Origin of the sequence: Brevibacillus sp. HB1.2 (assembly GCF_013332495.1) — a bacterium.
Taxonomy (GTDB): Bacteria; Bacillota; Bacilli; order Brevibacillales; family Brevibacillaceae; genus Brevibacillus; species Brevibacillus porteri.
In genome coordinates, this window is the sequence record NZ_JABMIU010000007.1 from 55,993 (window position 1) to 82,406 (window position 26,414).

Genomic DNA, 26,414 nt, shown 5'->3' on the forward strand with positions numbered 1-26,414 from the left:
ATCACCCTTCTCTACGTCATGTATTCATTCACTAGCATCCTGAGCAATTGCTGGTAATCCTGAGTCATCTCCGTGACTTTTTCTGCGCGGAGGCAATCTGGGTCGAATGCACACATGATATCAATCACGTCTTTTCCTTCCTTGATCCAGAAAGTAAGCTCATGTTCACGGTGTGTGAATGATGTATCTGTAAACTCATTGACACTGCCGAAGAATGGAATAATGGTTCCGTCGTTGCGATCCGTCCGCAATTTTTTTAGCCACAACGAGGCTTCTCCCGTCATTTTCTCGATAAACTGTCGCTTCTGCTGCACCTGCTTGAATAGATCGAAGAAGGTATTGACCTCTGACATGTTCACCCGGAATGGATAGGCATTCATCTGCAGCTCCTTGGCGACAGCCACTTCCATATAAAGATCCTGCTGTCCCGTCAATTCAGCCATGAGGTATAGATACATCGAAAGCAGAACGTCTCTAACCTCAACAGCCTCCATTTGACTTACCTGCTGCACATTTTCAAACAGATCATCCGTAAGTGAGAATTGGACCCAGTTTGTGTCCGAATTCGCTTCTCCACTAGCCCAATACTGAGACGGCAACTCGATCAGCGAGACACGATCCAACTCCTTCAACCAATAAGTGGTCGTATCGGTTTCCTCTTGTTCATCTGCTACATCTAAAGCGGTGTTCTTCAAAAAGTTGGTTAGGCCAAACAGCGTAGGATGGGCGAACAAATCGGCAATTCGAACCCGTCCAGGGTAAAGCTGTTCAAGCTTGGCATGAACTTGCACCAGTAAAAGCGAATTACCGCCTATGTGGAAGAAGTTATCCTGCATACCGACCGTTTCACGCTTAAGCACTTCCCGCCAAATGTCAGCCATCTGTTCTTCCAGTCTGGTAGCAGGAGCTTGATATTCGGTGTGCTTGTCTTGAAGGGCATCAGGCTCTGGCAATGATTTGCGATCCAGTTTTCCGTTTGGTGTCAGCGGCCACACACTCATATGCGTATAGAAATGTGGAATCATGTAATCGGGTAAACTTTTGCTCAGCATAGCTCGCAATTCATCGCTGTCCAACGTTCGAGTTGCCATATAGTAAGCAGCCAGGTAAGGATCGCTAGCGGTATCTCGCACACTGACTACCGCTTCCGTAATATCCGGATGCTGGCAAAGGGCACTTTCAATCTCACCTAATTCGATGCGATAACCGCGTACTTTGCACTGAAAATCGGATCGTCCCACATATTCAATACGTCCATCCGGCAGCCATCTCGCGAGATCACCTGTTTTGTACATGCGTTGACCAGGTTTAAACGGATGAGGGATATAGCGCTCAGCCGTCAGTGTTGGCTGACCGAAGTAGCCTCTCGTTACCCCATCCCCTGCAATGTAAAGATCGCCAGTGATCTTCATCGGCTGCACTTGTAGATGCTCATCGAGGATGTAGACTTGTGTATTGGGCAAAGGTGCGCCAATCGTTACTTCCCCTACGTCGGTCAAGTCCTGCACCGTAGACCAAATCGTTGTTTCCGTCGGACCGTACAGATTGTAAAGTCTCGCCTTCGTCTGTGTGCGAAGCCGTTGGAACAAAGTCGCCGAAAGGGCTTCTCCTCCAAGCAGGATCGCTTTCAGGCAGTCAAGTGCGTGCAAGTTGCTCTTCTCTTCCAGCATGAGCTGTAAACGGGATGGAGTCAGTTGAAGGAAAGTGATTTCTTCCTGCAAAATCAACTCCTTGAGCACTTGCGGGTCTGCTTGTTGTTCTTCCGTTGCAATGACTACGGTCATCCCTTTCGCCAGCGGTACAATCGTTTCAAGCAGAAAAATATCAAACGAAATCGTTGTCACAGCCAGCATTTTGTCTGCGCTGGCAAAATCGATGTGTTCCCCGATCCCCGAGCAGAAGTTCATCAAATTGCCGTGCTCAACCATAACGCCTTTAGGCTTGCCTGTAGAACCCGATGTGTAAATGACATAGGCGAGATCGCCAGGTGTAGCCTGTAGCGGAAGATTGGAATCGTCTTCCCTCTCCAACCGAGAATCATTTACGTCCACTCGGACAACACTTCCCCACTGCTTCTCTGCCAGAGAATCGTGGGTTAAGACGAGGCGAGTCATGCTGTTTTCCAAAACATAGGAGATCCGTTCTTCTGGATAGTGCGGATCAATCGGAACAAACGCAGCCCCTGCTTTCAAGATCGCCAAGAGTCCGACCATCATTTCCACAGAGCGATTCGTCAAAAGGCCCACGCAAGTATCAGCAGTGACGCCGTGTTGCTTGATCAAACGAGCTACTTGGTTTGCCCGCTGATTTAATTCCGCATAAGTGACTTTCCCATCTCCGCATGTGACAGCTAACGCGTTCGGCTGTGTTGCCGCTACTTCTTCAAAGAGCTGGACGACTGTTTTTTCACGAGAGTATTCCAAACTCGTGTCATTCCACTGCTCTATCAGAAGTAAGCGTTCTTCTGCTGCCAGCATGGACATCTTGCCGATCAACTGTTCAGGATCTTCCACCATCTGCTCCAGAATCTTCTGGAAGTGTGTGGACATCGACGCGATCGTCTCTTTGCTAAACAGTTTGTTGCTGTATTCGATATCGACAATCAGGCGCTGTTCTCGCTCAATGATGTCAAAGGTCAGATCAAACTGCGCAGAGCGCTGTTCAAATGGATAAGGAGAGAGCGTCAACCCATTTGCACTCATGCTTCCCTTCGCATCGCCGGTATTTTGCAGAATGAACATCACATCAAACAGTGGGTTGCGCGCCGTATCTTTTGGCAGCGTCAGACGATCCACCAGCATTTCGAACGAATAATCGGCATGAGAGAGCGCCGCCAGTGCCCGTTCTTTTACTTCCTGAAGGAAATCTGTCACGGTTCGATCGCTTCGCGGGAAGTTTCTCATCGCCAGTGTGTTCAGAAAGACACCAACGATGTTTTCCAGGTCTGCATGATGACGGCCAGCCACTGGCGATCCAATGATAATGTCTTCTTCGCCAGCGTATTTCGACAGCATAATGGTGAGCGCTCCCAGTAGTGTCATGTACAAGGTTGAACCATTGTTTTTTGCCAGTGCCAGTATCTTCTCTGTCATCACTTGAGGAATCTCAAAGGTCAGGACATCCCCCTCAAAGCTCTGGACGGACGGTCGAGGGTGGTCCGTAGGCAGGTTAAGCACAGGAAGTTCTCCATCCAGCTCTTTTAACCAGAATTTCTCCTGAGCAGCCAATACCCCATTACCCAGCTGCTCTGTTTGCCACACGCTGTAGTCTTTATATTGAATCCGCAGCTCTGGCAACTCGAGTCCTTGATACAATTGGAAGAACTCGCGGATCAAAATGTTGATGGACACACCATCGGAAATAATGTGATGCATGTCGAACAGCAACAAGTGTTTGTTGACATCCATGCGAATGAGCATACCGCGTACAAGCGGCGCTTTTGACAAGTCGAATGGTTGAATAAATTGTTCGACCGTTCTCTTGGCCTCGTTCTCGTCGACTTCACTATACGCCAACGTAAAATCTACGCTCGGTTGAACCGTTTGCATCAAAACGCCATCCACGATGGAAAACGAGGTGCGCAGCGACTCATGACGCTGCACCAGCGAGACAAATGCATGTTCGAAGGCCATTCTGTCCAGCTCGCCTTCAAGCATCATAACTGTAGGGATGTTGTAGGCAACTGCCCCTTCCTGCATTTGTTCCAATACATAAATTCTCTGCTGAGACGATGTGGCGGGATAAGCTTCCCGATACTCTGCTACAGGAATCGCTGACACAGCTGTTTCTTCATTCGGAGCCAGTAACACAGCCAATTGACGGATTGTCGGAGTCTGAAACAGGTCGGTGATTGTCATCTCTTTTTGCAACTGCTTGGTGACACGGGAAACGATACCGATTGCCAAAAGCGAATCGCCACCCAGCCTGAAGAAGTCGTCGTCAATGCTCAATTCGGAGTAACCCAGCACATCGGACCAAATCTGACCCAAGTCTTGCTCCAACACCGTGTACTGATCGCCTTCCTCCCTGCCAGACAAAACAACACGGTTTTGTATGGTAACTGCGGATGGTACTTCGCGTTCCTTATGAGATTTCACGCTTGCAAAGATCGTGTCTCCGAGCTTTACTTTCAGCGACGGTGCCCATTCCTTCAGCACTTGCAAATCAAATTGTCCAATGATCAAATGCTCAGTTTGGCAAGACAGCGAAGCATCAAAGGCCTGTATCGCCCCATCCATTGGCATGTAACCGATAAAACCAGGACCTGTTATGCCTTCAAACGCATACCAGTTCAAAGCGATCGTTGGTTTTCCCGTTCGATTGCGAGCTGCACTATAGGCATCCAGGAAGCAGTTGGACGAGACATAGTCACTGCCTGTCGCTCCACCCCAAATTGAAGCAAGTGATGAGAAGATCACAAAGAAATCCAGATGCTCCGGTTCAGTTATTTGATCGAGGATGACTGTGCCCGCCATCTTCGCTTTCAAACCATTTTGAAAATGGGAAAACGACTTCGTCTGAATCGTCTCGAAGGTGATATGCGCCGCGGATTGGATAATACCGTTGATCGGTCCGTAGCGGGCGCGGACTTGCTCGGAAATATCCTCCATCTGCTGACGGTCGGACACGTCGGCTGCGTAGCAGACTACCTGCGCTCCCATTTCCTCTAGCTCAATCAGTTCTCTCAACTTTCGTGCCTCAGCAGCACTGCAGTCTGGATGCTGTAAACGCTCCTGCCACTCGTGGTTAGGTGGAAGTGGAGAACGATTAATCAGCACGAGCGTCACATTTTTTTGAACGGCTAGATGCTTACTAAATGCCAGTCCCAGTTTTCCGGTACCTCCGGCGATCAAGTAAACGCCATTTTCACGTATCTCTACAGGCCGTTTCGGAATTTGATCGATATCGCAGCGATTCATTTCTGGTACGATGCGATTTCCTCTATAGGCCACCAAAGTGTCATCCCGATTGCAACGAATTTCCGCTAGAAGCTGACCAGCCAACTGCGATGTTGAACGCCCCTCTGTTGCGAGATCCAGGCTAAAGCATTGCAGTTTTGGATTTTCCTGCGAGATAACCTTGGCAAGACCGAACAAGGGCGCCTTTTCTGGAAAAACAGGGCCGTTGTCATCTACTGCTTGTGCGTAGTTCGAAACGATCCGTAAATCTAGCACCTGCTTCAGATCCAGCTCAAGCAACGCTTGTGTTAAATGGAACAGACTGTAAACGCCAAGATGTTGCGCTGACTCCAGAGCTTCAAGCTCTCCGAGACCATTTGGCTGTTGGACGCCCGAGGTCAAGCTCCATAAGTGGATAATCCCAGTCAGCTTTTCCTTTTTGTCCCCGAGTCTCTCGAACACACGCCGCAGATCTTCTGGCTGGCTGGGGTCTAGGATAAACTCGTGGGAAGAAACGGAGGCAAAAGCTTCTCCACTGCGAAGTATGAACACTTCATGTCCTTCCGATGCCATCGCGTCAGCAAGAGTTTCTCCTACACCGCCTTCATCTTGAAACACTAACCAGATCCCTGAACGCTGGGACTGATGATTGGTTGTTAGCTCTTTCGTTTGCCAATTGATCTGGTAGAGCCACTCTCGATACTCTTGTGGCGTATACGCTGAGTGCCCGACCAATAACGCTGAATCAGACAGATCAAGCAGCGCTGTTGACGACGGATACATGGCAACCGATTGATAGTTCGTATCCCGAAGAGCCTTTTCCCAGCGTGAGGCATCCATCAGTCTGGATTGGTGTCGCAGATCGGTGTCTTCGTACTGCCACCAGTCTGCGGCAAGCCCCCCGATCACATTTGCCGTTGAACGATTTTTCACGAGCTCAATCGCAAACAGCACGCCCTGCTCTGCAAGCAACTGATGCAAAATCGATAAGGATGCCCGAACATCCTTCGTCCTGTGTATAGCATGATTAGCGATAATCACATCGTATGCGTGTAGATCGAATCCTTGTTCGGCTGGGGCCTTCTCCATGTTGAACAGGCGGAACTCCACAAATGGATACACTTCTTTGCACTCTTTTTCTGTCTCATCGAGAGTCCCTTGGACACTATCCGTAAACAGATAAGTGACTGCTTGATTTTCAATCTTCGGCAGCAAGAGGCGTGCAAGACTGCTTGAACCGCCTCCAACCTCCAGAATACGGACAGGACGGCTATACGAATGGATGTATTGGGCAATTGTTTCCACTGCCATAAGTCCAGAAGGGTTTTCAAGAGTAATGCGATCCGCATACAGCTTGAAAAAGTCAGAAGTATCGTCCGACATAAGTACGGTCTGCCCTGTCATGATGGTTGAGTAATGGGCAAAACACGTTTTTAACTGGGTGAACGTCTCACGCTCATTCGGATAACGATCTAGACAATCCTGATAAAACGTTTCCGCATCGAGACCCTCTGCTTGAGCAGCAAGTCGATATGTTCCTGCAACTTGTTCAACAAGGGACGCTTGAACGACGAGCCCAAGCATGAGTTGGAAGAGATGTTCATTCCTTCCATCAAACCTTACAGCTTCACGCAATTCTTCCAGCGTATACGTTTGACTCTGCTTGTGGAAAACGCCCAGTTGATTGAAGCATTCAAGCGATGACAAGCCGGAATAAAAAGTCTCATCCTCTTCTAAGCCTGTTTGCTTTTGGACATTCACCTGATTCAGTAAAGTTTCCCCAAACGTAAAGAAGGTGGAAGCAATTTTATGAACATCAGCAGTTGCGTTCTCATGTGCCGCCTCAGTTGCTACAGCAGCGGACTGCTCAATTGTTTCGCTTACAGATTGATCCGATTGCACCCAGTGGCGGGTTTTGGCAAAAGAATAGGTTGGCAAAGGTACTTTTTTCCATTTAACTGGACGGTAGAATTCATGCCAATTAATTGGCACCCCTCGCACGTACTGTTTCGCCATGTCTACTGGGTCAGAACTGTCTAATTGCATGCTGATCGGCAATGAACTTTCACCACGGGAATTCAATACCCCGTAGAACACCTGGTTCCCATCAACAAGCGGAGCACCGTCCTCCATCCGTTCTCCCACGCACAGGCGATGGATCTTCTGCAAAAGGTCCTCTTTGCTGTTGATGATAAAGGCAAGGCGATACCGATAGTGTCCGCGCCCAGTATTGGCAGTAGCGCACATATCAAGAAGGGGATGCTCAGAAGGCGCTGATAAAAATGCTTGGTATTTCTCGAGCAAATCCCATAGCGACTCACTTGTCTTGGCAGATAACGTAAATAGGTAATTACCAGATTCTGAAACGGCTGTCGCCTCGCGCTTAGGAGGCTCTTCCAAGATGACGTGGGCGTTTGTCCCGCTCAGGCCGAATGCACTTACGCCGGCTCTCCTCACAGGTTGGTCAGCCTCTACATCCCAAGCCTTTAGCACATCATTTATATAAACAGGCGAATCTATAAAAGGAATTAAGGTATTCGGACGTTTTACATGTAGCGTCGGCGGAATCTGACGATGCTTCATCATCAAAGCCGTCTTAATGATCCCAGCTACACCGGATGCCGCTATCGTGTGCCCGATATTGCTTTTGACTGAGCCTATTGCGCAAAATTGCTTACGTTTTGAAACTTTCTGAAAGGCATGCATGATCCCCTCAATCTCGACAGGGTCGCCTAATCTTGTACCGGTCCCATGTGCCTCAATGTAGGAGATGCTCTCCGGATTGATTCGCGCCCGCTCCCACGTTGTTCGCAGCAAAGCAGACTGGGAAATCGCATTGGGCGCTGTAATACTAGTAGAACGGCCATCACAATTGACCGCTGTGCTTTTGATCACGGCATGGATATAGTCGTTGTCCTTGACTGCTTGATCGTATGACTTCAAAAGAACAGCACCAAGACCTTCTCCCCATACTGTTCCATCAGCAAAGTCATCAAATGCTTTGGTTTTACGTTCTACAGAAACGATGCCAAAGTCAGTATCTTGTTGAATCGGAAACAGGGAAAGGTTCACTCCACCTACGAGAGCCATTCGACAATCGTTATTTCCAATGGCCTGACATGCTTGGTGCAGAGCGACCAAGGAGGAAGAGCAAGATGTATTAATCAGTTGGCTCGGACCTGACAGATTCAGCAAATAGGAAATTCGTGAAGCAATAATTGCTGCAACGTTGCCAGCCAGCGAGGACGAATCAACGTTTTTCAGCACACGCTGGTATTGTGATTCATTGTCACAATATCCCAGAAATACGCCTGTAGGAGAACCGCTGATCATCTTCTCGCTATACCCGGCATGTTCAAATGTTTCCCATGCCAACTCGAGAAACATCCGCTGATAAGGATCCATGGTTCGAGCCTCTGCAGGTGATATCTCGAAAAACGCATGATCAAATAAATCCACGTGATCGAGATACCCCATCCGCTCATACGTAAAATCTGTGTCGTTAAAAAATTCTCTCGCTACCCTCTCGACATCTGGACGCCTTGCAGCAGGGATATCACTGATTGAATCGTGCCCTTGTTGCAAATTGTTCCAGTATTCTTCGAGGCTGCTGGCTCCGGGAAAACGACAAGCCATACCGATGATCGCGATATCTTGGCGAGTGTTTACGTTGGCAGAGGACAGTTCTTTCAGCAAAGGAAGTGCTTCCTTCTCTTGCAGTCGATGAGCAGCCACTTGCTGCAAGATGTATTTTTTTAGCAAACTCATCCTATTTCCCCTTCCTTTTGTCGATCAGTTCGGCACCCTTGTCTACGGAGAGAACTCCCTCCTTGACCTCCCTCAGCAATTCCAAAAGGGATTCATCATCATCGCCTTGATCTTCCATTGATGAAAACTGATCCTGTTTTCTTTGTTCGAGAAAGTCCACAAACATAGCAATCGTATAGTAGGAAAACAAATGTGCGACGCTAATCTCGCTATCCACTTGTTTTACAATTTGCGCATGCATTTTGAGCAACAGCAGGGAATTCCCTCCCAGCTGGAAAAAGCTGTCGTGTACCCCCACTTTTTCGATTCCCAAGATTTCTTTCCAGATGGTAACCAGCTGTTCTTCGTTCTCATTTCGTGGGGCTACATAGTCAGCATCGGACGCCTGTTGTTCATCCACTTCTGGCAGTAGCTTGCGATTGATCTTGCCCCCTGCTGTCAACGGCATTTTTTCAATGCTGACAAAAAAGGAAGGAATCATGTGATCGGGAAGCCGTTCGCTGAGATAACCACGCAAGTCACTTGCGGTCAATTCCTGAGCATTCGGTACGTAGTAAGCGCACAATCGAGCCTTCTCTTCTTGAAATAGCACGGCACACTCTTTTACTAGCGGGTGGGACAATAGAACCTCATCAATCTCGCCAAGCTCAATTCGGTGCCCGCGTACTTTTACTTGATGATCGATGCGACCGCAGAACTTGATATTGCCATTCGGCAGATAACGCCCAAGGTCGCCTGTCCGGTAAAGCTTTTGATAACCAATTTCCGGATAAGGGTTGTCAACAAAGCTGGCTGCTGTTTTCTCAGGATCGTGCAAGTAACCGTGTCCCAAGCACAAGCCTGTTATATAAATCTCCCCTTGATGCCCCGCCGGAACTAGTTTGCGATTTGAATCCAGCAGCAGAATTTTCGTATTGGCTATCGGCTTTCCGATCGGTATCGGTCCCTGATGGGTATGGTCGATCTCAAAGTAGATGACACCAATAGACGTCTCCGTCGGACCGTACAGATTCGTAATACGAACGTGGGGAAACCGCTGAAGAAACAGATGCACGGTGTGAGCCGTAATTTCCTCTCCCCCCAAGATCAGGTGGCGAATCGAAGAAAGTGAATCGTGTATGTCCTGCCGTGTTTCCATTTGATCCACCAGCAGGTTGAAGACCGACGGCACAAAGTCCGTAATCGTAATCTGATAGGTTGAAATGGCGTGCAACACTTGATCGAGCGTCATCTCAAATTCAGGAATCGGCAATACTGTACGACCACCGTGCAAGAGCGGCCAGAAAAGTTGCCAGACCGAACTGTCGTAGTGATGGGGAGTCGTCTGGAAAATGGCGTCCTGTTCCGTACAACCGTAGTGTTCATCCATCCAGCGAAACCGATTGAAAATACCGATATGAGGAACGACAGCACCTTTTGGTTTGCCGGTGGAACCAGATGTATAGATCACATAAATCGGGTCGTCCACATCGACCTGGACATGTAAGTCCCCTTCTTCCCGGAATTCATCCGCATCGACGATTACAGCACGTGTCAATTGTACGAATGATGGGTCTTGACGTATTTCTGGCCCGATCAGCGTCACCGGACAATCCAATTCATCCAGTAGCTGCTTTTTCCGTTCGTTCGGACTCTGCACGTCTAGCGGGACAAATGCCGCACCTGTTTTCATCACGGCTAGCAGGGAAATGACCAAATTCAAGCTACGATTCATCAAGACCGGAACATAGCTCCCTTTTCCAATGCCGCTGTCCTTCAACATGTGTGCTAGGCAATTCGCTTTCCCATTAAGTTGAGCATAGGTAAGGGTTTTGTTGCCAAACACAGCTGCTGTTAGGTGAGGAGTACGCGCTGCCTGTTCTTCAATCAGTTGATGAATCAGCTTTGGAGCAGAATGAGGAACATCTGTTTGATTGCGGGTATACAACAGATCAGTCCGCTCTGCTTCTGTCAACATATCGATTGTGCGAACCAACCGCTTGGGATCGGCGACCACTTCACGAAGAATTTGTAGATAATGGCTGATCATGCGTTCGATGACAGCCTCTTGGAACTGCTCGCCCGCATACCGTACGCGACCTGTGATTCCATCTTCTGTTTGCTTCAATGCAAACACCACTTGCAGGGACAGGCCTTCCAAAGCAGCAATATCTTGCATGTTTTCTAGTACGAAAGCAGTATCTGTCAGTGTCATCAGATCGGTGTCGGATAGATCAAGCCATTGCATCATTTGCGAAAACGGATAGTTCTGATGCTCAATTGCCTCTTTGACCAGCTGCTTACCCTCTTTCGCCACTTCTGCAAAAGTAGCTTCTTGATGCATCCGTACACGCAGCGGCAGTACCCGATTCCAAGCATTAGGGGGAAGCGGATTCTGAAAGACGGGCGTGAGAATGATCATGTCGTCTGTCTGCTTATACCGATTCAGCATGATTTGAAACGTCGACAGAAGGAACAGGTAGAGCTTCATCGGATGATGATCGCAATGGGCCGCAACGGCAGCGTTCAAATCATCTGGAAATACAAAAGATATTTCTTTTGTCTCCTCCCCATCGCCCTCCTTCTCCGTCCCTTCGGTTGGAAGGAGGGAGAGCGTCCACTCCCCCTGTAGCTTCTCGCGCCAGTAGTGCTCCTCCCGGCTAAATTTTCGACTGGTTAGCAGAATGTTTTGCGAAATAGTAGTCTCCATATGCCCTCCCCCTCTTACTCACCGCTTGCTCTAAAATTCAAAATCCCAATCGACGCCCTGTGCTTGAATGAGGGCTACCTCACGGGTCAATTCAAAGTCATGCAGGAGGCGCTCGGGATCTTCCATCACCTGCTGCAACAAGCTTTTGAAGTCATTCACAAACTGTTCCATCGTTTCTCTTCTAAACAGGTCACTGCGGTAATCCAGCTTACATGTAAGTCTGTCAAAAACAGGATAAGCCGACAAATGAAGGTCAAGCTTAGCCGTGTTGTTTTGCAGTGGATAGTTTTTGACGATCATGTCCTCAAGCTCCAGCTCCCCTTCCGGATTGTCCATGTTTTGCAGGACGAAGATCGTATCAAAAAGGGGCTGACGACCTGTATTTGGCTCAAGACCAAGAGTCTGGACAAATAGATCAATCGGGTAATCCGCTTGTTCAAAAGAGGCTAGCGTATGCTCACGGACCTCCGCAAGAAACTCGCGATACGTTTTCTCGCCTTTTGGATAATTGCGTAGGGGAATGGTGTTGATAAACATTCCGATTACTTCATCAAACTCTGCAAATTTACGCCCAGCTACTGGAGTTCCGACAACGACATCCTCTTGGCCGCTGTATTTGGCAAGCAACATGTTGTAAACCGACAACAGCACCATGTAAAGTGTCGCATGTTCCTGTGCTGCCAGGTCCTGCAACCGCTGCTTCTCCTCTGCAGATACCTCGAACTCAATCGTCTCACCAGGAAACGTAATAGATTCTGGCCTTTCGTAATCAGTCGGAATCGATAGAAGTGGAGCCGGGCTGGTAAACAAGTCTGCCCAATAGTCAGCTTGAAGCTCCCCTGACTCGAGTGCAGATTCTTGCCAAACAGCAAACTCTTTTTGCTGAACTTCCAATGCAGGAAGCGTCACGCCTGCATAGAGTCGAACAAAGTCCTCTACAAGAATGTCCATAGATACACCGTCTGAAACGATATGGTGCATGTCGAACAACAAGAGATGCTTTTCCGGTGCAATCCTGATTAGCCCTGCACGCAGCAAGGGCGCTTGACGCAAGTCGAATGGCCGTACAAACGTTGCCAGGTTGGCCTCCAACTGCTCTGCACTTGCTTCGCTCACTTCCAGACGGAAGACTAGCGAATCATGTACAATTTGAACCACTTGCCCATCTATATAATCAAACGAGGTACGAAGAGATTCATGGCGGTCAATCAATCCTTGAAAAGCATACTCTACCTTCTCACGGCTCAAATCACCCTCGATGAAGCGGGCAGCCGTAATGTGAAGACTTGTGTCAGCCGGATTCAACTGCTGAAGAATAAAGAACTTACGCTGGGCAGCCGTAACAGGATAGTACGATCTGGCTTCGACCGAGAATCGTCTTTTCATAATCGTCTTGTCTGCTCCATCAATCACTTTGCCAAGATCCTGAATAGTTGGGTGATTAAACATCGTTCGCAGTGGAAGCTGTACGCCAAACTGCTGTGCAACCTGCGTAGCCACGGCGTTGATTTTTAACGAGTGCCCCCCTAGAGCGAAGAAATTGTCCCGGGCGCTGATTGTATTTGGATCGAGCTGTAGCACATGTGCCCAGATGTGGGTGAGAGCTTTTTCCGTCTCGGTTGTAGCTGACACAAAAATAGATGTGTCTATCCGATCCTGTATGCCAGGCATCGGTAGAGCGCCTCTGTCCACTTTTCCGTTAGGGGTAAGTGGCAATACATTTTGTTTTACATAGTGCATCGGCACCATGTATTCCGGAAGCACAGTAAACAGATAATCACGCACATCTCGGGCGGAAAATTCCTTCAGGGGAACGACGTAGGCACATAAGTACTTTGCACCCGTGTCCTCTGAAAGTGCCAATACCACTGCATCCTTGACCGCAGGATGTCTGCGCATAACCTGTTCAATCTCACTCAATTCGATTCGGTAACCCCGAATCTTGACTTGATTGTCCATTCTCCCGAAGTACTCAATATATCCGTCCTCCGTGATCCGGCCTACATCACCCGTTCGGTAGAGGACATGATAGTCAGGGTCTTCTACCCAACTGGCATACGGATTTGCTAGAAAAACTTTTTGCGTCCGTTCCTCATCTTTGTAGTAGCCGTATCCAACTCCCGGACCGGCCACACCTATTTCACCTTTTACGCCACGCGGGCAGATACACTGATTTTGATCGAGTATGTAAATATGAGTGTTCTGGATCGGTATGCCGATGGGAACCACAATCTGCTGATCGCTCGGCATTTCCCTGATAATGTGGTGGGTAATATCATCGGATGCTTCTGTTGGCCCGTACATATTCACCAATGGAATTTCCGAATAGCAGGCAAACCAGCGCCGTACCAGAGGAGCAGGCAACTCCTCTCCTGTCACTGCCATCCACCGCAGATCAGGGAAGCTACGTTCGGAGTCGGACCATTCTTGAACGAGATCGAGCAGCACAGAGAGCAGAGATGGTACCACTTCCGCTACAGTGACGCGGTTGGAACGCAGTACGTTATGAAGGGCCTGCGTATCCATTACCGTCTCTGTATCGACCACTTGCACAGAGCCACCCACCAGCAAAACAGCCAGATATTGCCAAACAGAAATATCGAAGCAAAGGGAAGCCGTTTGTGCGACAAGATCATCCTCGCAGAGGGATAGATCGTTGATTTTAGCGAAAATGTGGTTAATCATTCCACGATGGTGCACCATAACGCCTTTCGGTTGTCCGGTCGTGCCCGAAGTGAAGATGATGTAAGCCAAGTCTGTTCCCGCACTCTCCCGATCGATGTCCTCTCCCGAAAGTGACTCTACTGATTCGTCGGATTGACCAAAGACATAGAGATACTTCAGCTCAGGTGAGGATGCTTGAATCGACTCCAGTCCATCTAGCAAGTCGGGCTGAGTTATCAACCCTGCAATCTCGCTCTTCTGCACAATGTACAAGATCCGATGCTGCGGATAGTCTGGGTCAATCGGTATGTAGGCTCCCCCCGCTTTGAACACCGCGAGTATCGCAACAAGCGTATCCACGTTGCGCTTCATATAGATACCGATTTTCGTGCCAGGTCGTAATCCTTGCTGGATAAAATGGCGCGCGAGTCGATTGGATCGCTCGTTTAATTCCTGATAGGTTAAGGTTGTTTTTCCGTCTGTCACCGCTTTGCGATGAGGAGTCTTTTTTACTTGCTCCTCAAAGAGGCGATCAAAGCTCTGATCGCGCGGAAAATCAACCCGGTTGTCGTTGAATGAAAGAACTAACTCCCGAACCTCTTCCTCAGATAAGCACGCTATCTCAGCGATCTTCTGATTCGGTTGCGTTACGATAACGTGATAGATACGGACTAAATGCTCCATCATCCGTTCCATCATAGGTAGTTGGTATCTTTGCCCCACGTAACGCACGAGTAATTCGAGCGAGTTTCCCTTTTTAGAAAAGAGGAATTGCAACTCGCTCGAAACCTGTTCCAGGCTGTCCTGATCATGAAGGACGTCCAATAAGCAAGTCGCCTCAAAAAACGGTGTGCTGTTCCCCTGCTGCGGTACTTGCAGTTCCTCGATCAACCGCAAGATTGGGTAGTTCTGATGTTCCACAGCGACCTTTAAGATCTGCCGAACTTCTTGTAGCAGCTCCTTGATGCTCCATTCCGGGAGTACCTGATGACGCAAGGGCAATACCTTGTTCAAAAACTCACCCGGCTCTGTTTGACGAAAGATAGCCGTTCCAACGCATATGTCCTGATGTCCCGTATATTTGGACAACAAGATGCCAAATCCACTCAGCAAAGCCATGAACAAACGCTGATCCGAGCCATTGCTCAAATGAATCAGTGCCTTGCTCAGCTCGTCCGGAAACACGATAGTCAGCTCACGAAGTTCAGACTGACGCTGAAACGAGGCCCGAGAGTCTGTTGGAAGGTCGAGTGAATGAAACTCTCGAGAGAGGTTCTCCATCCAATAGTCTTTTTCGCGATCAAACTGCCCACTGGCCAGCAAGATGTTTTGTGCAGTTATCGTTGTCAAGCCAATCCCTCTTTTCTGTCCGTCATGTATTTCTTAAAAAGCAAAGTCATCATCGTCCACTTGTCCCTGTGCTACTTGTACTACTCCATGACCGATCTGAAGTTGTCCGATGGTTCGGTTCGGGTGGGCTACCATTTGCTCCAGAAGAATGACAAAGTCTTGAGCTATCTTCTCGATTGTTCTTCTGTGATACAAGTTCGTGTTATATTGCCAGTGCATGCATATGTGATCCTCAGCCTTAACCACTTCCAAAGCCAAATCGAGCATGGCGGCTTTGCGTCTGAACTCGTACGGAGCAAACTCGATTTGATCGAGATGAACCTTTTGCTGCTCTGCTGCATGATGCAGGGTCAGCATGGCGTCAAACAACGGGTTCCTTGCTGGATCGCGAGACAATTGAATCTGGCTTACGAGTTGATCGAATGGATAGTCTCCATGCTCAAAACCGCTTAGCACGTTTTGGCGTACCTGCCCGATATACTCTTGGACGGTCAATTCTTTCTTGGGCCTGTTTCGCAAGGCCAAGGTGTTAACAAACATTCCGACAACAGGGGCAAACTCCGCACGTTGTCTACCATCCATGTCGCAGCCGATGACGATGTCTTCCTGATTGCTGTATTTGGATAACAAAACAGAATAGACGGCCAAAAGAAGCATGTACAGCGTCGTAGAACTCTGACGGGTGAACGAGTCGAGTTTTTCCAACCACTCTCCAGACAGCTCTGTCAGCAACTCGTCTCCATCAAATGTCATGGTTTGAGGGCGAGGATAATCGGTCGGGATTGTCAACGGTTGCGGCTGCACGGAAAATGCATCCAACCAGTAGGCTTCATGCTCAGCCCAACCAATCTCGGCAGCTTGTTCTGTCTGCCACCAAGCGAATTCCTTGGCCTGTACCGACAATTCCGGCAACACCTGTCCTTGGTAAAGGGTACAAAACTCCTCAAGCAAGATGGACTTCGAAATGCCATCTGAAATGATATGGTGCATGTCGAAAATCAACAGATGCTCCTCTGATGAAACCTCAATGACACCGATACGAAGCAAAGGGGCTTGCTTTAAATCGAATGGCCGGAAAAAGCGTTCGATTGTCTTTTCCACAGCTTCCTCGTCTGCTTTCCATGTCTCGATCTGTACAAACAGGTCACTGTGTACTTTTTGTTTCACCTGACCTTCCATTAAATGAAACGAGGTGCGCAGCGCCTCATGTCGTGCGAGGAGTTGATCCGCAACGTCTTGAAGACGCCCTGAATCAAGGGAACCGTTGATCCGCATAACTCCCGGTGTATGATAGCTGGTAGCATCTTCTTCCAACTGCCACAACAGGTACAGCCGCTCTTGTGCGCGCGTGACAGGGTAATATTCCTGATCAGAGAGCAAGACGATCGGTTTTTGCTCCATCTCTTGGAGATTGCCTGTGAGCCTTGTCGCCAAACCACGAATCGTTGGCGCATCAAACAGGTCGCGCATGGAAAGCTTCACTTGAAAGTCACTTTCAATCCGGGATAAAAGCTGAATGGCCTTCAGCGAATGTCCTCCCTGTCCGACAAAATGATCAAGTACACCAGGAGATGGAATCTGTAAAACATCCGACCACAACTCAGCCAGCATTTGTTCGATAGGATTTGCCGGAGGCACGTAATCACTACTGACGCCGGGCTTTACCGCAGGCAAAGCTTTACGATCGATCTTTCCATGCGGGGTAAGCGGCATCTCGGACAGTTCCATAAAGTAACTCGGGATCATATATCCGGGGAGCCACTCTAGCAGGTGCGTACGAAGCCCATCTGGCTGAACGCCATCCTTTTGCCCTACATAGTAGCAAGCCAGTTCGGTCATGCCCATTTGATCAGTTATAGCCAATACAGCTACCTGATTCACAGCAGGATGCTGAAGGACAGCGCGTTCCACTTCTTTCAGTTCCACACGATAGCCGCGCACTTGAACCTGATCGTCCATCCGCCCTAGATATTCAAATACGCCTGTTTCGCTGAGTAATCCTACATCTCCCGTACGGTAAAGGCGCTCGCCGGTAATGGGATGATTCGTAAAAGCTTTCTCGGTCAACTCAGGCTTACCCAAATATCCGTCGGTGATGCCAATGCCCCCGATACAAATCTCGCCCTTGACATCTGGGGGACAAATTTCCCCCGTCTGTCCAAGGATGAACATATGAGTATTGGCAATGGGAACACCAATAGGGATTCGGAGTGTTTCTTCAGCGGGCTGCTCTGTGCAAAGATAGACAGAGGCGTATATCGCTGATTCTGTCATCCCGTAAATATTGGCGATTCGCGCGATACGGAACAGACGATTCCATTCGCGAACCAGATTAGCCGTCAGTGCTTCTCCTCCATTAAAGACCCACTTCAAGTGGGGCAACGGATCTTGTTCATTACGAGAATGCACATGAGCCAGAAACACATTCATCATCGCTGGAACGAACTGGGTGACTGTAATGCGTTGCTCTTGCAGCCAGTCATACAACGCTCCCGGATCTTTCCCGTCTTCCTCTTTCAAAATAGACAGCTTTGATCCAACCATCAGCGGCCAAAACAATTCCCACACCGAGTCCGTAAAAGAAATCGAGGTTTTTTGGGCAACTACGTCTGTCTCGCTTAGCGGAAATGTCTCCTCTAGCCAAAACAACGTATTCAGGACCTGTTTGTGCGTAATCATGACGCCCTTCGGTGCACCGGTCGAACCAGATGTGTAGATGACGTAAGCAACATCATCCTCTGAACCTGCCGGGGCTATCGCCTCATCCTTTTGACCGCGAATATCGAGCGCTGTATAGACCTTGTATCCTTCGTGCTGGAAGGAAGTCTCGTCCAAACAAATGATCGTTTCGATGCTGTCAGGTAGGTCGGGTATGATCTCATCGAGATAAATAGATTCTGTTACAAGCACCTTGCAGCGACTATCCTGCAAAAGATACCGAATTCTAGCTCGGGGATAATGCGGATCAACCGGGACGTATCCCCCACCTGCTTGGAGGATTGCAAGAACTGCCGCTACCAAACGGGAGCTCCTGTCTGCGAGTATTCCTACGAGTTGCGAAGGAACTACACCCGCATCTTTTAGGATACGGGCTAGCTGGTTTGCTTCCGCGTGTAGTTCTGCGTATGTTCTTTCTCGATCCGCCTCTACCACAGCGACTCTATCAGGCGTTTTTTCCGCTTGCCGGGCGAACAGTTCAGCGATTGTTACTTTGTTGCGATACGGTTTGTCTGTCTGATTGACTCGGGTTAACAAGTTCGCTTCATCATCAGTGAGCAGGTTAAACTCGTTCAGATCCAGATCGAGCTGCATACGTCCATTCATTGCGACTCTTCCCCTTTTTAGGTGGTGGTGAAAAAATCTCGCAAACGATTAATTCCCTCGTTATACTTGGCGGCAGAGTATGAGAGGCGCAGTGTGTTCGGGATACCAAAGTCAGAACCCGGTACAGTTGCCACATGTGTAGCTTCGAAAATTTGCGTAGCCAACTCAAGCGAAGTGCTGATACCTTTTCTCTTCATAAATGCTTCGCAATCAAGCGTGAAGTAGAAGCTGCCTCTCGCTGGCAGAGCACGGACATCCGCTACATTTTGGAAAGCATCGATCGTGTAGTCCCGACGACCTTTGTACAATTGGACCAAATGATCAACCTCATGCTGGTAATCAAGCGCAGCCATTGCTCCGAACTGTACGACTGGGTCAGCTGTGAGCAGTGTGTGGTGCTGAATGACCGTCAGTGGCTGTACCAGCTCATCTGGTACGATCGCATATCCGACACGTCTGCTATACATCCGATATGCTTTGGAAAACGCATCGGTTGTGATGAACGTAGACTTGGTATTTTTCAGCTGCATCACGGATTCGCACTCGTCATCGAAGTAGGTATTCGCATAAATTTCGTCATTGATAATAGCCGCACGACCGTCTACGATGCTGTCGATCGTATACAATTCGTCTTTTGTAAGAATATTTCCCAACGGGTTTCCTGGCGTGTTGATCACGACCACTTTCGTCTTGTCTGTAAAATTCTCTTTAAACGACTCCACATCAAGTCTCAATGTATCCATATCAATTTTGTAGTAACGAACTTTCGCTCCGACTAGCAGCGCGCAGAAATGGTAAAGCGAGTAGTACGGAAGTGGCAACAACACTTCATCGCCCTCTTTAAGCAGGAGGTAGAACAGGTTACGGAAGAGTGTGCTGGTACCGACACTGATCACGAAATTCTCCGGTTTGATTGACACATCGTATTTTGTTTTATAGTGGGTCGCGAGCTTATCTTTCAGTTCTGGCAGCCCACCTGGATACACGAGCGAATATTTTTCAAAGCTGTTCAATGCCTGTTGCATGGAATTGATAATTTCGGGATGCAGCGGCATTTCTGACTTCCCAAGAGTCATGCGGATTGCTTCTCCACCGTTTCTCTCAAGCTCATTTGCCATCTGGTCCAGTACAAACATCAAAAAGCGCTCGTCGTGAAAATTAATAGAGGATCTGATTTCCATATTTTCCTACCCCTTTTACTTTATTTTGGATTTTTCTGCTAACATTTTTAGGATTTTCACATAGCGATCCGAAAGCGATTCAACATATGCCGTCTGAAGCATAGATGGATCATAGGTAAAAACGACATGGATACCTTCCGAAGTTTCCGCTACCTGAAGAACTAACGGACTTCCGGCCATTTCTGGCTCAACGGAATGTTTGACTTCCCGTTTCCAAACAGCTGACTGAGCTTTGAACGGAATCGTCTGGTTGACAAAAAGTGTCGGCCATTCCATATGCGTCGTCGCTTGCCAGTGCTCTGACGGATACAACGCGAGCGTTTGCATTCGGGCACGTACTTGCTTCGTTTGATCCAATAATTGTGAAAACGAACTGATCGTCTGCATATCGACGGTGAGTGGTACGATGTTGTCAAAGTTGCCTAGCGTTTGTTCCAGCACATCTTGCGTCCGATTCGTTGTCACTACCCCAAGTGTCAAACTCGGCAATTGGGTGACCTGTCGAAGCAACAGCAGATAGGAGGCAAGCAAGATATCTCCCAGCTCTTGATTGGAATGAGTAGCTACATGCAGCAAATCAGCGTGACCTATCGGGTCGATAGACTGCTCGACTTGTCGCGTCGCTACCCCACCCGCACCAAATGGTTGAGCAGAATGTGGATTTGCTACTGTCAACCACTCGTGACGCTGGGCCTCGAGATGCCCGTAATAAAGCATTTTTTTCTGCCAAACAGCGAATGCTTCGTAGCGAGGCTGTTCTTCCACAGTCGGCTCATGCCCTTCTGCAATCGCCTGATACAGAGCCTCCCATTCTTCCAGGAGAAGTCCGAGACCTCGCCAATCACTAAAGGAGCTGTGAAGACTTCCAATCAATCGATAGCGATCAGTAGCCAGCTTTATCAGTTCAAAACGAGCCAAACTTCCTGCTTTGTCCTTAAACGGCCTCTTTTGCTCGGCAGCCAATCGTTCTCGCAACCATATCGTTGCCTCTGCCTCGCTTTTCTTCTGTAAATCACATAGCGCAAGCGGAATCGGTTCGGAAAAGCCTTGGGGCGATAGCAGAGGAAAACGTCGCACAAGCGCTTGCCATGCTTGCTGCATATACGACAGTTCGATTCTGCTCCGAAGCTCGATGTCAAAACATCTGACAGCCACAATCCCATCTTCTTGTTCCTGCTTGAGCAAACGTTCCTGAACGAAGGAATAGATGGGCGTTGTTTCCGAATGAAACTCGCCTAGAATCGGCTTAGGTCTTTCAGCAGCTGATTTCCCGTCGGTTAAAAGTAGGTAGGGGGCATCTGTCAGTTGCAGAATACTTCCTGCCCGGTCTGCAAAAGAAACGGGAATGCCGCATGCTATCAAGGTGTCGATCCGTTCGATCAGGTTCGCTACCCGATCCTCGATTTGGTAAACGCCAGAACCACTTTTCATGAGCTCGCGTTGTTCTTGTGTGTGCTCCATTCGAGGCTCGACTAACTGGATGCTGCTCTCTCTCGCTTTGCCAAGTGTGATAATACTGGCTTGCGATTGCCGATCCAGATATTTCTCGTGAACACGGTAGCCCATAAACGTATAGAACGACAGTGCCTTTTCAGCATCTGATGTAAGTAACCGGACAGCAGATCGCTGATCGCTGCTTTGCCATTTGTCATGCGTCATGTTCTCGCTCTCTACAAGTTCAATCAAGCCAACTGATTCCAGAAAGAGAAAGGCAACGAGTCTATGATTGAAAAGTACCGCTGGCTTTGGAGCGCTGACCAAATCGTATTTGAAGCCAGAATCAACTAACATTTTCAAAAAATGATCAATATTGGAAATAGAAAAACATAGATGGTACGGACCCGTCCCCTTTTCTTCCAACAAACGAACACAAGGTGACGTTTCATCGACAGGCGCGATTAGCTCGATTGGCACACAGCCCGGTTTCATGCACATCGAGAGATACACGTTTTGTTCTGGATCATGCAGGGAATCGCTTGCATCAAATCCAAGAGTGCCATACATGATTTGAGCCGGACCCAGTTCTGGAACTGCAACTCCGACATGATGAAGGCGGTTCATCACGCCCTCTTTTTCTGTTTGGTGATATTCGATCTCAACATCATCCAATCGCTGTTTCGGATGCTTCAGAAGCGCTGTGAGTACACGCAAATAGTTGTCCGCGAAGCCTTCCATTGTCTCCGCTTTAAACAACTGGGTATCGTATTCCAGCACGCACCTGAATTGATCAGCAAGCGGTGTAATATCCAGCTTAAAGTCAAGCTTCGACGTCTTCGATTCATGCGGAACCTCTTCAAATTGCGCGTCGCCCACTGTAAACTGCACTTCTTGCTCCCGCTGGTTATGGAAGATCAGCATCGTATCAAACAATGGATTTTGCGTTTGCTGGATGCCTGCGGCGCTACGAGCAACGATCTCTTCAAACGGATACTCCTGATGTTCGTAGGCCAGTAGCAGACTGCGCTGAACCTCTTGTACAAAATCGGTATACACAAGATCGGCACGTGGACGATTACGTATCGGAAGGAAGTTGATAAAGACACCGACGATTCGCTCCAAATCGGGATGGTTTCGTCCAGCTACGAGTGAACCGACAACGAAATCTTCCTGAGACGTGTATTTCATCAACAACACGTAATAAGCTGACATCAAAACAGCATGGACAGTCACTTCGTTCTGCTTGGCAAATGCATGCAAATCACCGTACGTAGAATCAGTAAGGAAGAACGTATGGTGATCCCCCTGGAATGTCTTAACAGAAGGACGCGGGAAATCCAGCGGAAAAGACATGATAGGGACTCGGTCGCTGAAAGCATCCACCCAATATTTTTCCTGCTGATTCCACTGATCGCTCCCCCGCTTCTGCCACTGCCAGTCTGCGTAGTCCTTGTACTGAATTGGCAATGCAGGCAGCTCTTCACCCACATACAATCTAGCGAAGTCTTCCATTAACACATTCAGTGAAATGCCATCCAAAATAATATGATGAGAGTTGAACAGCAGATAATGCTGAGTGGCTGTGACCTCGACTAGGCAAACCTGAAGGAGAGGTGCTTTCGTCAAATCAAAAGATTGTCGGAAGTCTTCCATCAGTTCGTCCAATGTCTTGCCGTCGCTATGAATGGTTTTGATCTCAAATGGCACATTGTCGCTAATGTACTGATACACTTCTCCATCCTGTACCGCAAACGAAGTACGGAATGCTTCATGCCTTTGGATGATTTCCGTAAACACACTTCTCACTCGACTTACATCCAGATGACCGTTCACCGCGATTACACCCGACATGTTGTAACTGGTGCTTTCCCCTTCTATCCCATGCATCACGAAAATTCGTTTTTGTGAAGAAGAAGCCCTGTATCTCTCCGCTTTACTTACCCGATCAATCGGCGCGTAGGATATCGGCTGTCTACCCCTGATGCGGTCAGCTAATTGTCGAATGGTCGGGTTCTGGAATACATCCTTGATCGTGATGTCTGTTTTACTCTCTTTTTGCAATCTGGTCACGAGTTGAGCGGCCTTCAGCGAGTGGCCTCCTAGCGAGAAAAAATGATCGTGCACACTTATTTTTTCGACTGCCAAAAGTTCTCGCCATATTTGTGCCAATTGCTGCTCAAGTTCATCTGCCGGGGCCTCTTCCTTTCCCGTGCGATACTGCGTGTAATCCAGACGTTGCAAGGCAGTCTTGTCTACTTTTCCACTCTGCGTCCGAGGCAACGCATCAAGATGGACAAAAAAGGCAGGTAGCATGTAGTCAGGCAGATAAGTCAGCACTGCTTCTCGCAGAACGTGTTCCTCAATCGGATGCATCGCAACCAGACATGCAACCAAATAAGGATCACGTTTTGACTCCTGAATGGCCACTACCGCTGCTTCCCGGACACCAGGCTGACGGCGCAGGACAGCTTCAATTTCCTCCAACTCAACGCGGTTGCCACGAATCTTGATCTGAAAATCCTTACGACCAAAATATTGCAGATGCCCTTCATCCGTCCAGCAGGCCAAGTCTCCTGTACGATAAAGCCTGCCAAACGGGGTCAGGATATAGGACGCTTTGGTTCTTTCCTCATCAGCGATGTAACCTTCCGTTACTCCCATCCCGCCTACGTACATTTCCCCTATTACCCCTTTGGGCAACAGATGAAAATCTTGGTCCAGAAGAAAGACACGAACGTTGTAACTCGGATGTCCAATCGGAAGCGGGTTTTCAAAAGGCCCTTGTCGCGGTACACAATACCCAGATGCTGAGATACTATTTTCCGTTGGGCCATACAAGTTGTACATCTGCGCTTGAGGTAGCAAGGCTGCATGTCGCTCCACTAACGAAGAAGACAACATCTCTCCTGTACACAACACTTTTTGAATCGAATTCATCGAGCCATCAGTCACGTGGTCAAGCAAAGCGTGATACATCGTAGGGACGACGAGTATCACGTTTGCCTGTTGGCTCTCGATGGCAGCGGCGAGCTTTTGCGGAGACTTGTTTTCATGTCGCTGCAATAAGCAAAGGGTACCGCCGCTGATCAGTGTGCAGAATATCTCGACAACAGATGCGTCAAAAGTCAACGTGGCGATCTGCAACGTTCTCGTCTGCTCTCCGAACCCGACAAACTCAATGTGCCACCAAAGAGCGTTGATTAATTGATCATGCTTTACACGCACACCTTTTGGTGTACCTGTCGAACCAGAAGTAAAGATGGCATACGCAGTACTCGAAGGTACCGTTTTTCGCTGTGGTGTTTGAATTAACTCCTGCGCCCAGCATGTTGGTTCATCCAGACGAAACACCCTTGTTTGCAAGTCAGCGACGAGTTCCAGATAGCTACCCTCTGTCACAATCAGACTAGGCTGAATCTGGTTTACGATCTGTTCGATTCGCGCTTTCGGCAAGTCTGGATCAAGCGGGACATAGTAACACCCAGTTTTGAGGATAGCTAGCAGTGCAGTAATCATTTCAGGGGAACGATCACACATGATAACTATCGGTCGACCTGCATCTGTCACCTCCTTTTGCAGAGCCCAAGACAGGCGATTGGCTTGCTCTTGTAACTCCTTGTAGGTCACAGTCAGCTTTCCTTGTACAAGCGCAACTGCATCCGGTGTTTTTTCTGCCGCTTGATCAATCAACTCGTGCACGCAGTAGTTACTCGGAACTGGCACGACCTTCATCTGTTCCTCGATCATCTCGTGCCGCTCATGATCACTGAGCAAGGTAAGATCACGAATCTCTTGATCCGGATCAGCCGCAATCTGCTCGAGAAGGCTCAGATAATGAAGCGCCAGGCGTTCGATTTCCTTCGCTTGAAACTTCCATGCCTGGTAGTTGACATGGACTGTCCATTCATCACCTGGTGATACTTCCAGCACCATTGGATAATCGGTTGTTTCATGTGAAGTGATATTCTCCAGCTCGAAGTCAAGTTCCAATCCGGCCAGCGTCTTGTCGATCGGATAGTTTTGGAAAACGAACAAACTGTGCGCCAAAGGGGTTTGTGCGTCCATCTCTGAGCAGTTTTTCAACTCAACTGCTGGCACGTACAAATGCGGTGCCATCTGATGCTGTTCTTCCATCATGACACCTAGTAGATCTTTGACTGTTGTCGTTTCTGTCCGTTTGACTCGGAGCGGATACGTCTTGATGAAGAGGCCGACGATATCCTCTACTCCGGTGAGATGGGCAGGACGTCCGGCGTACGCCACTTCAAAAAGAGCATCCCGCGTATCGCTGTATTTTTGCAGCAAAATACCCCATGCGGCTTGCAACAGTGTGCTGATTGTCACACGGTAACGCTTGGATGTTTCCTCCAATGTCTCCGTTAGCGTTTGACTGAGCCGAAGATGATAAGAAGAATACCGCGGCTCTTCGTTACGATCCCGCATATAGGGAAGCGGTGTAGGAGAGCTAATTCCTTGTAAGGAATCTTTCCAATACGATAACGATTGTTCTTTCGATGCTTCTTTGAGGAAACGCAGATACTCCTTGTATTTCGCCTTCTGTTTGATCGCAGGGGACAGCCCCGAGCACAATTGTCCATATGCTGTAAATATCTCTCTTAGGAGAATGCCGGAACTCCATCCGTCCATGAGTATGTGATGAAATGACCATATGACTTCATAACGATACAACTCCATCCTTACTACTTGAATGCGAATGGTATTGCCCAACTCAAGCGTGAAGGGTGTTTGCTTGTCCTGTGACAACAAGACAGACAGTTTTCTTTCCCGCGCTCCAGATGGTAACTCGCACCAATCGAAATAAGGAATCTCCAATGTCTTTTGCTTGAGAATCAGCTGGACAGGGGCTTGAAGCCCCTCCCAGCGAAAAACCGTACGAAGCATTTCATTGGCCTCAAACGCCATCGTAACAGCCTGCATAAACAAATCCAGCTGAAACTTGCCACGAAGGGTTAGCCGATGCTGTTCGAAATACAAATTGGAATCCTTTTGGAGTCGGTAGTAAAACAGCATGCCCTCCTGCGTTGGACTTAACGGCAAAATGTCAGCTATATTGTTTTTGTCGATCTTGTTCATCACAATTTT

Annotated in this window: 6 protein-coding genes; all 6 read right to left on the bottom strand. The window is 48.5% G+C overall.

Annotated features, from left to right (window positions below; genetic code table 11):
* Positions 1-11: 11 nt before the first annotated feature.
* The 6 genes from edeI to edeN are packed head-to-tail and all read right to left on the bottom strand — an operon-like array spanning position 12 to position 26,405.
* Positions 12-8,666 (bottom strand): edeine biosynthesis hybrid PKS-NRPS EdeI, encoded by an 8,655-nt coding sequence (gene edeI, locus HPY28_RS17485; RefSeq protein WP_174231048.1) that lies wholly within the window; start codon positions 8,664-8,666, stop codon positions 12-14.
* Position 8,667: 1 nt separating this feature from the next.
* The gene (edeJ, locus tag HPY28_RS17490) at positions 8,668-11,355 is read right to left on the bottom strand and encodes an edeine non-ribosomal peptide synthetase EdeJ (protein WP_174231049.1); all 2,688 of its coding nucleotides are present in this window, start codon (positions 11,353-11,355) and stop codon (positions 8,668-8,670) included.
* Between the two features lie 30 nt (positions 11,356-11,385).
* Entirely contained in the window at positions 11,386-15,369 is a 3,984-nt protein-coding gene (gene edeK / locus HPY28_RS17495) for an edeine non-ribosomal peptide synthetase EdeK (protein WP_174231050.1), read from the bottom strand.
* 33 nt (positions 15,370-15,402) lie between these two features.
* Complete coding sequence (gene edeL, locus HPY28_RS17500) at positions 15,403-18,693, bottom strand: edeine non-ribosomal peptide synthetase EdeL (RefSeq protein WP_174231051.1); 3,291 nt, start codon at positions 18,691-18,693, stop codon at positions 15,403-15,405.
* A 17-nt stretch (positions 18,694-18,710) separates the two neighbouring features.
* On the bottom strand, positions 18,711-19,874 hold the full coding sequence (locus HPY28_RS17505) for a pyridoxal phosphate-dependent aminotransferase (protein ID WP_017249072.1): 1,164 nt from the start codon (positions 19,872-19,874) through the stop codon (positions 18,711-18,713).
* 15 nt (positions 19,875-19,889) lie between these two features.
* Positions 19,890-26,405: an edeine non-ribosomal peptide synthetase EdeN gene (gene edeN / locus HPY28_RS17510; RefSeq protein WP_174231108.1), complete on the bottom strand. Its 6,516-nt coding sequence runs from the start codon at positions 26,403-26,405 to the stop codon at positions 19,890-19,892.
* Positions 26,406-26,414: the final 9 nt, after the last annotated feature.

Excerpts from the sequence above, each read along its gene's own strand:
- edeI (WP_174231048.1), bottom strand. The coding sequence starts at position 8,666 with ATGAGTTTGCTAAAAAAATACATCTTGCAGCAAGTGGCTGCTCATCGA.
- edeJ (WP_174231049.1), bottom strand. The coding sequence starts at position 11,355 with ATGGAGACTACTATTTCGCAAAACATTCTGCTAACCAGTCGAAAATTT.
- edeL (WP_174231051.1), bottom strand. The coding sequence starts at position 18,693 with ATGAATGGACGTATGCAGCTCGATCTGGATCTGAACGAGTTTAACCTG.
- HPY28_RS17505 (WP_017249072.1), bottom strand. The coding sequence starts at position 19,874 with ATGGAAATCAGATCCTCTATTAATTTTCACGACGAGCGCTTTTTGATG.
- edeN (WP_174231108.1), bottom strand. The coding sequence starts at position 26,405 with ATGAACAAGATCGACAAAAACAATATAGCTGACATTTTGCCGTTAAGT.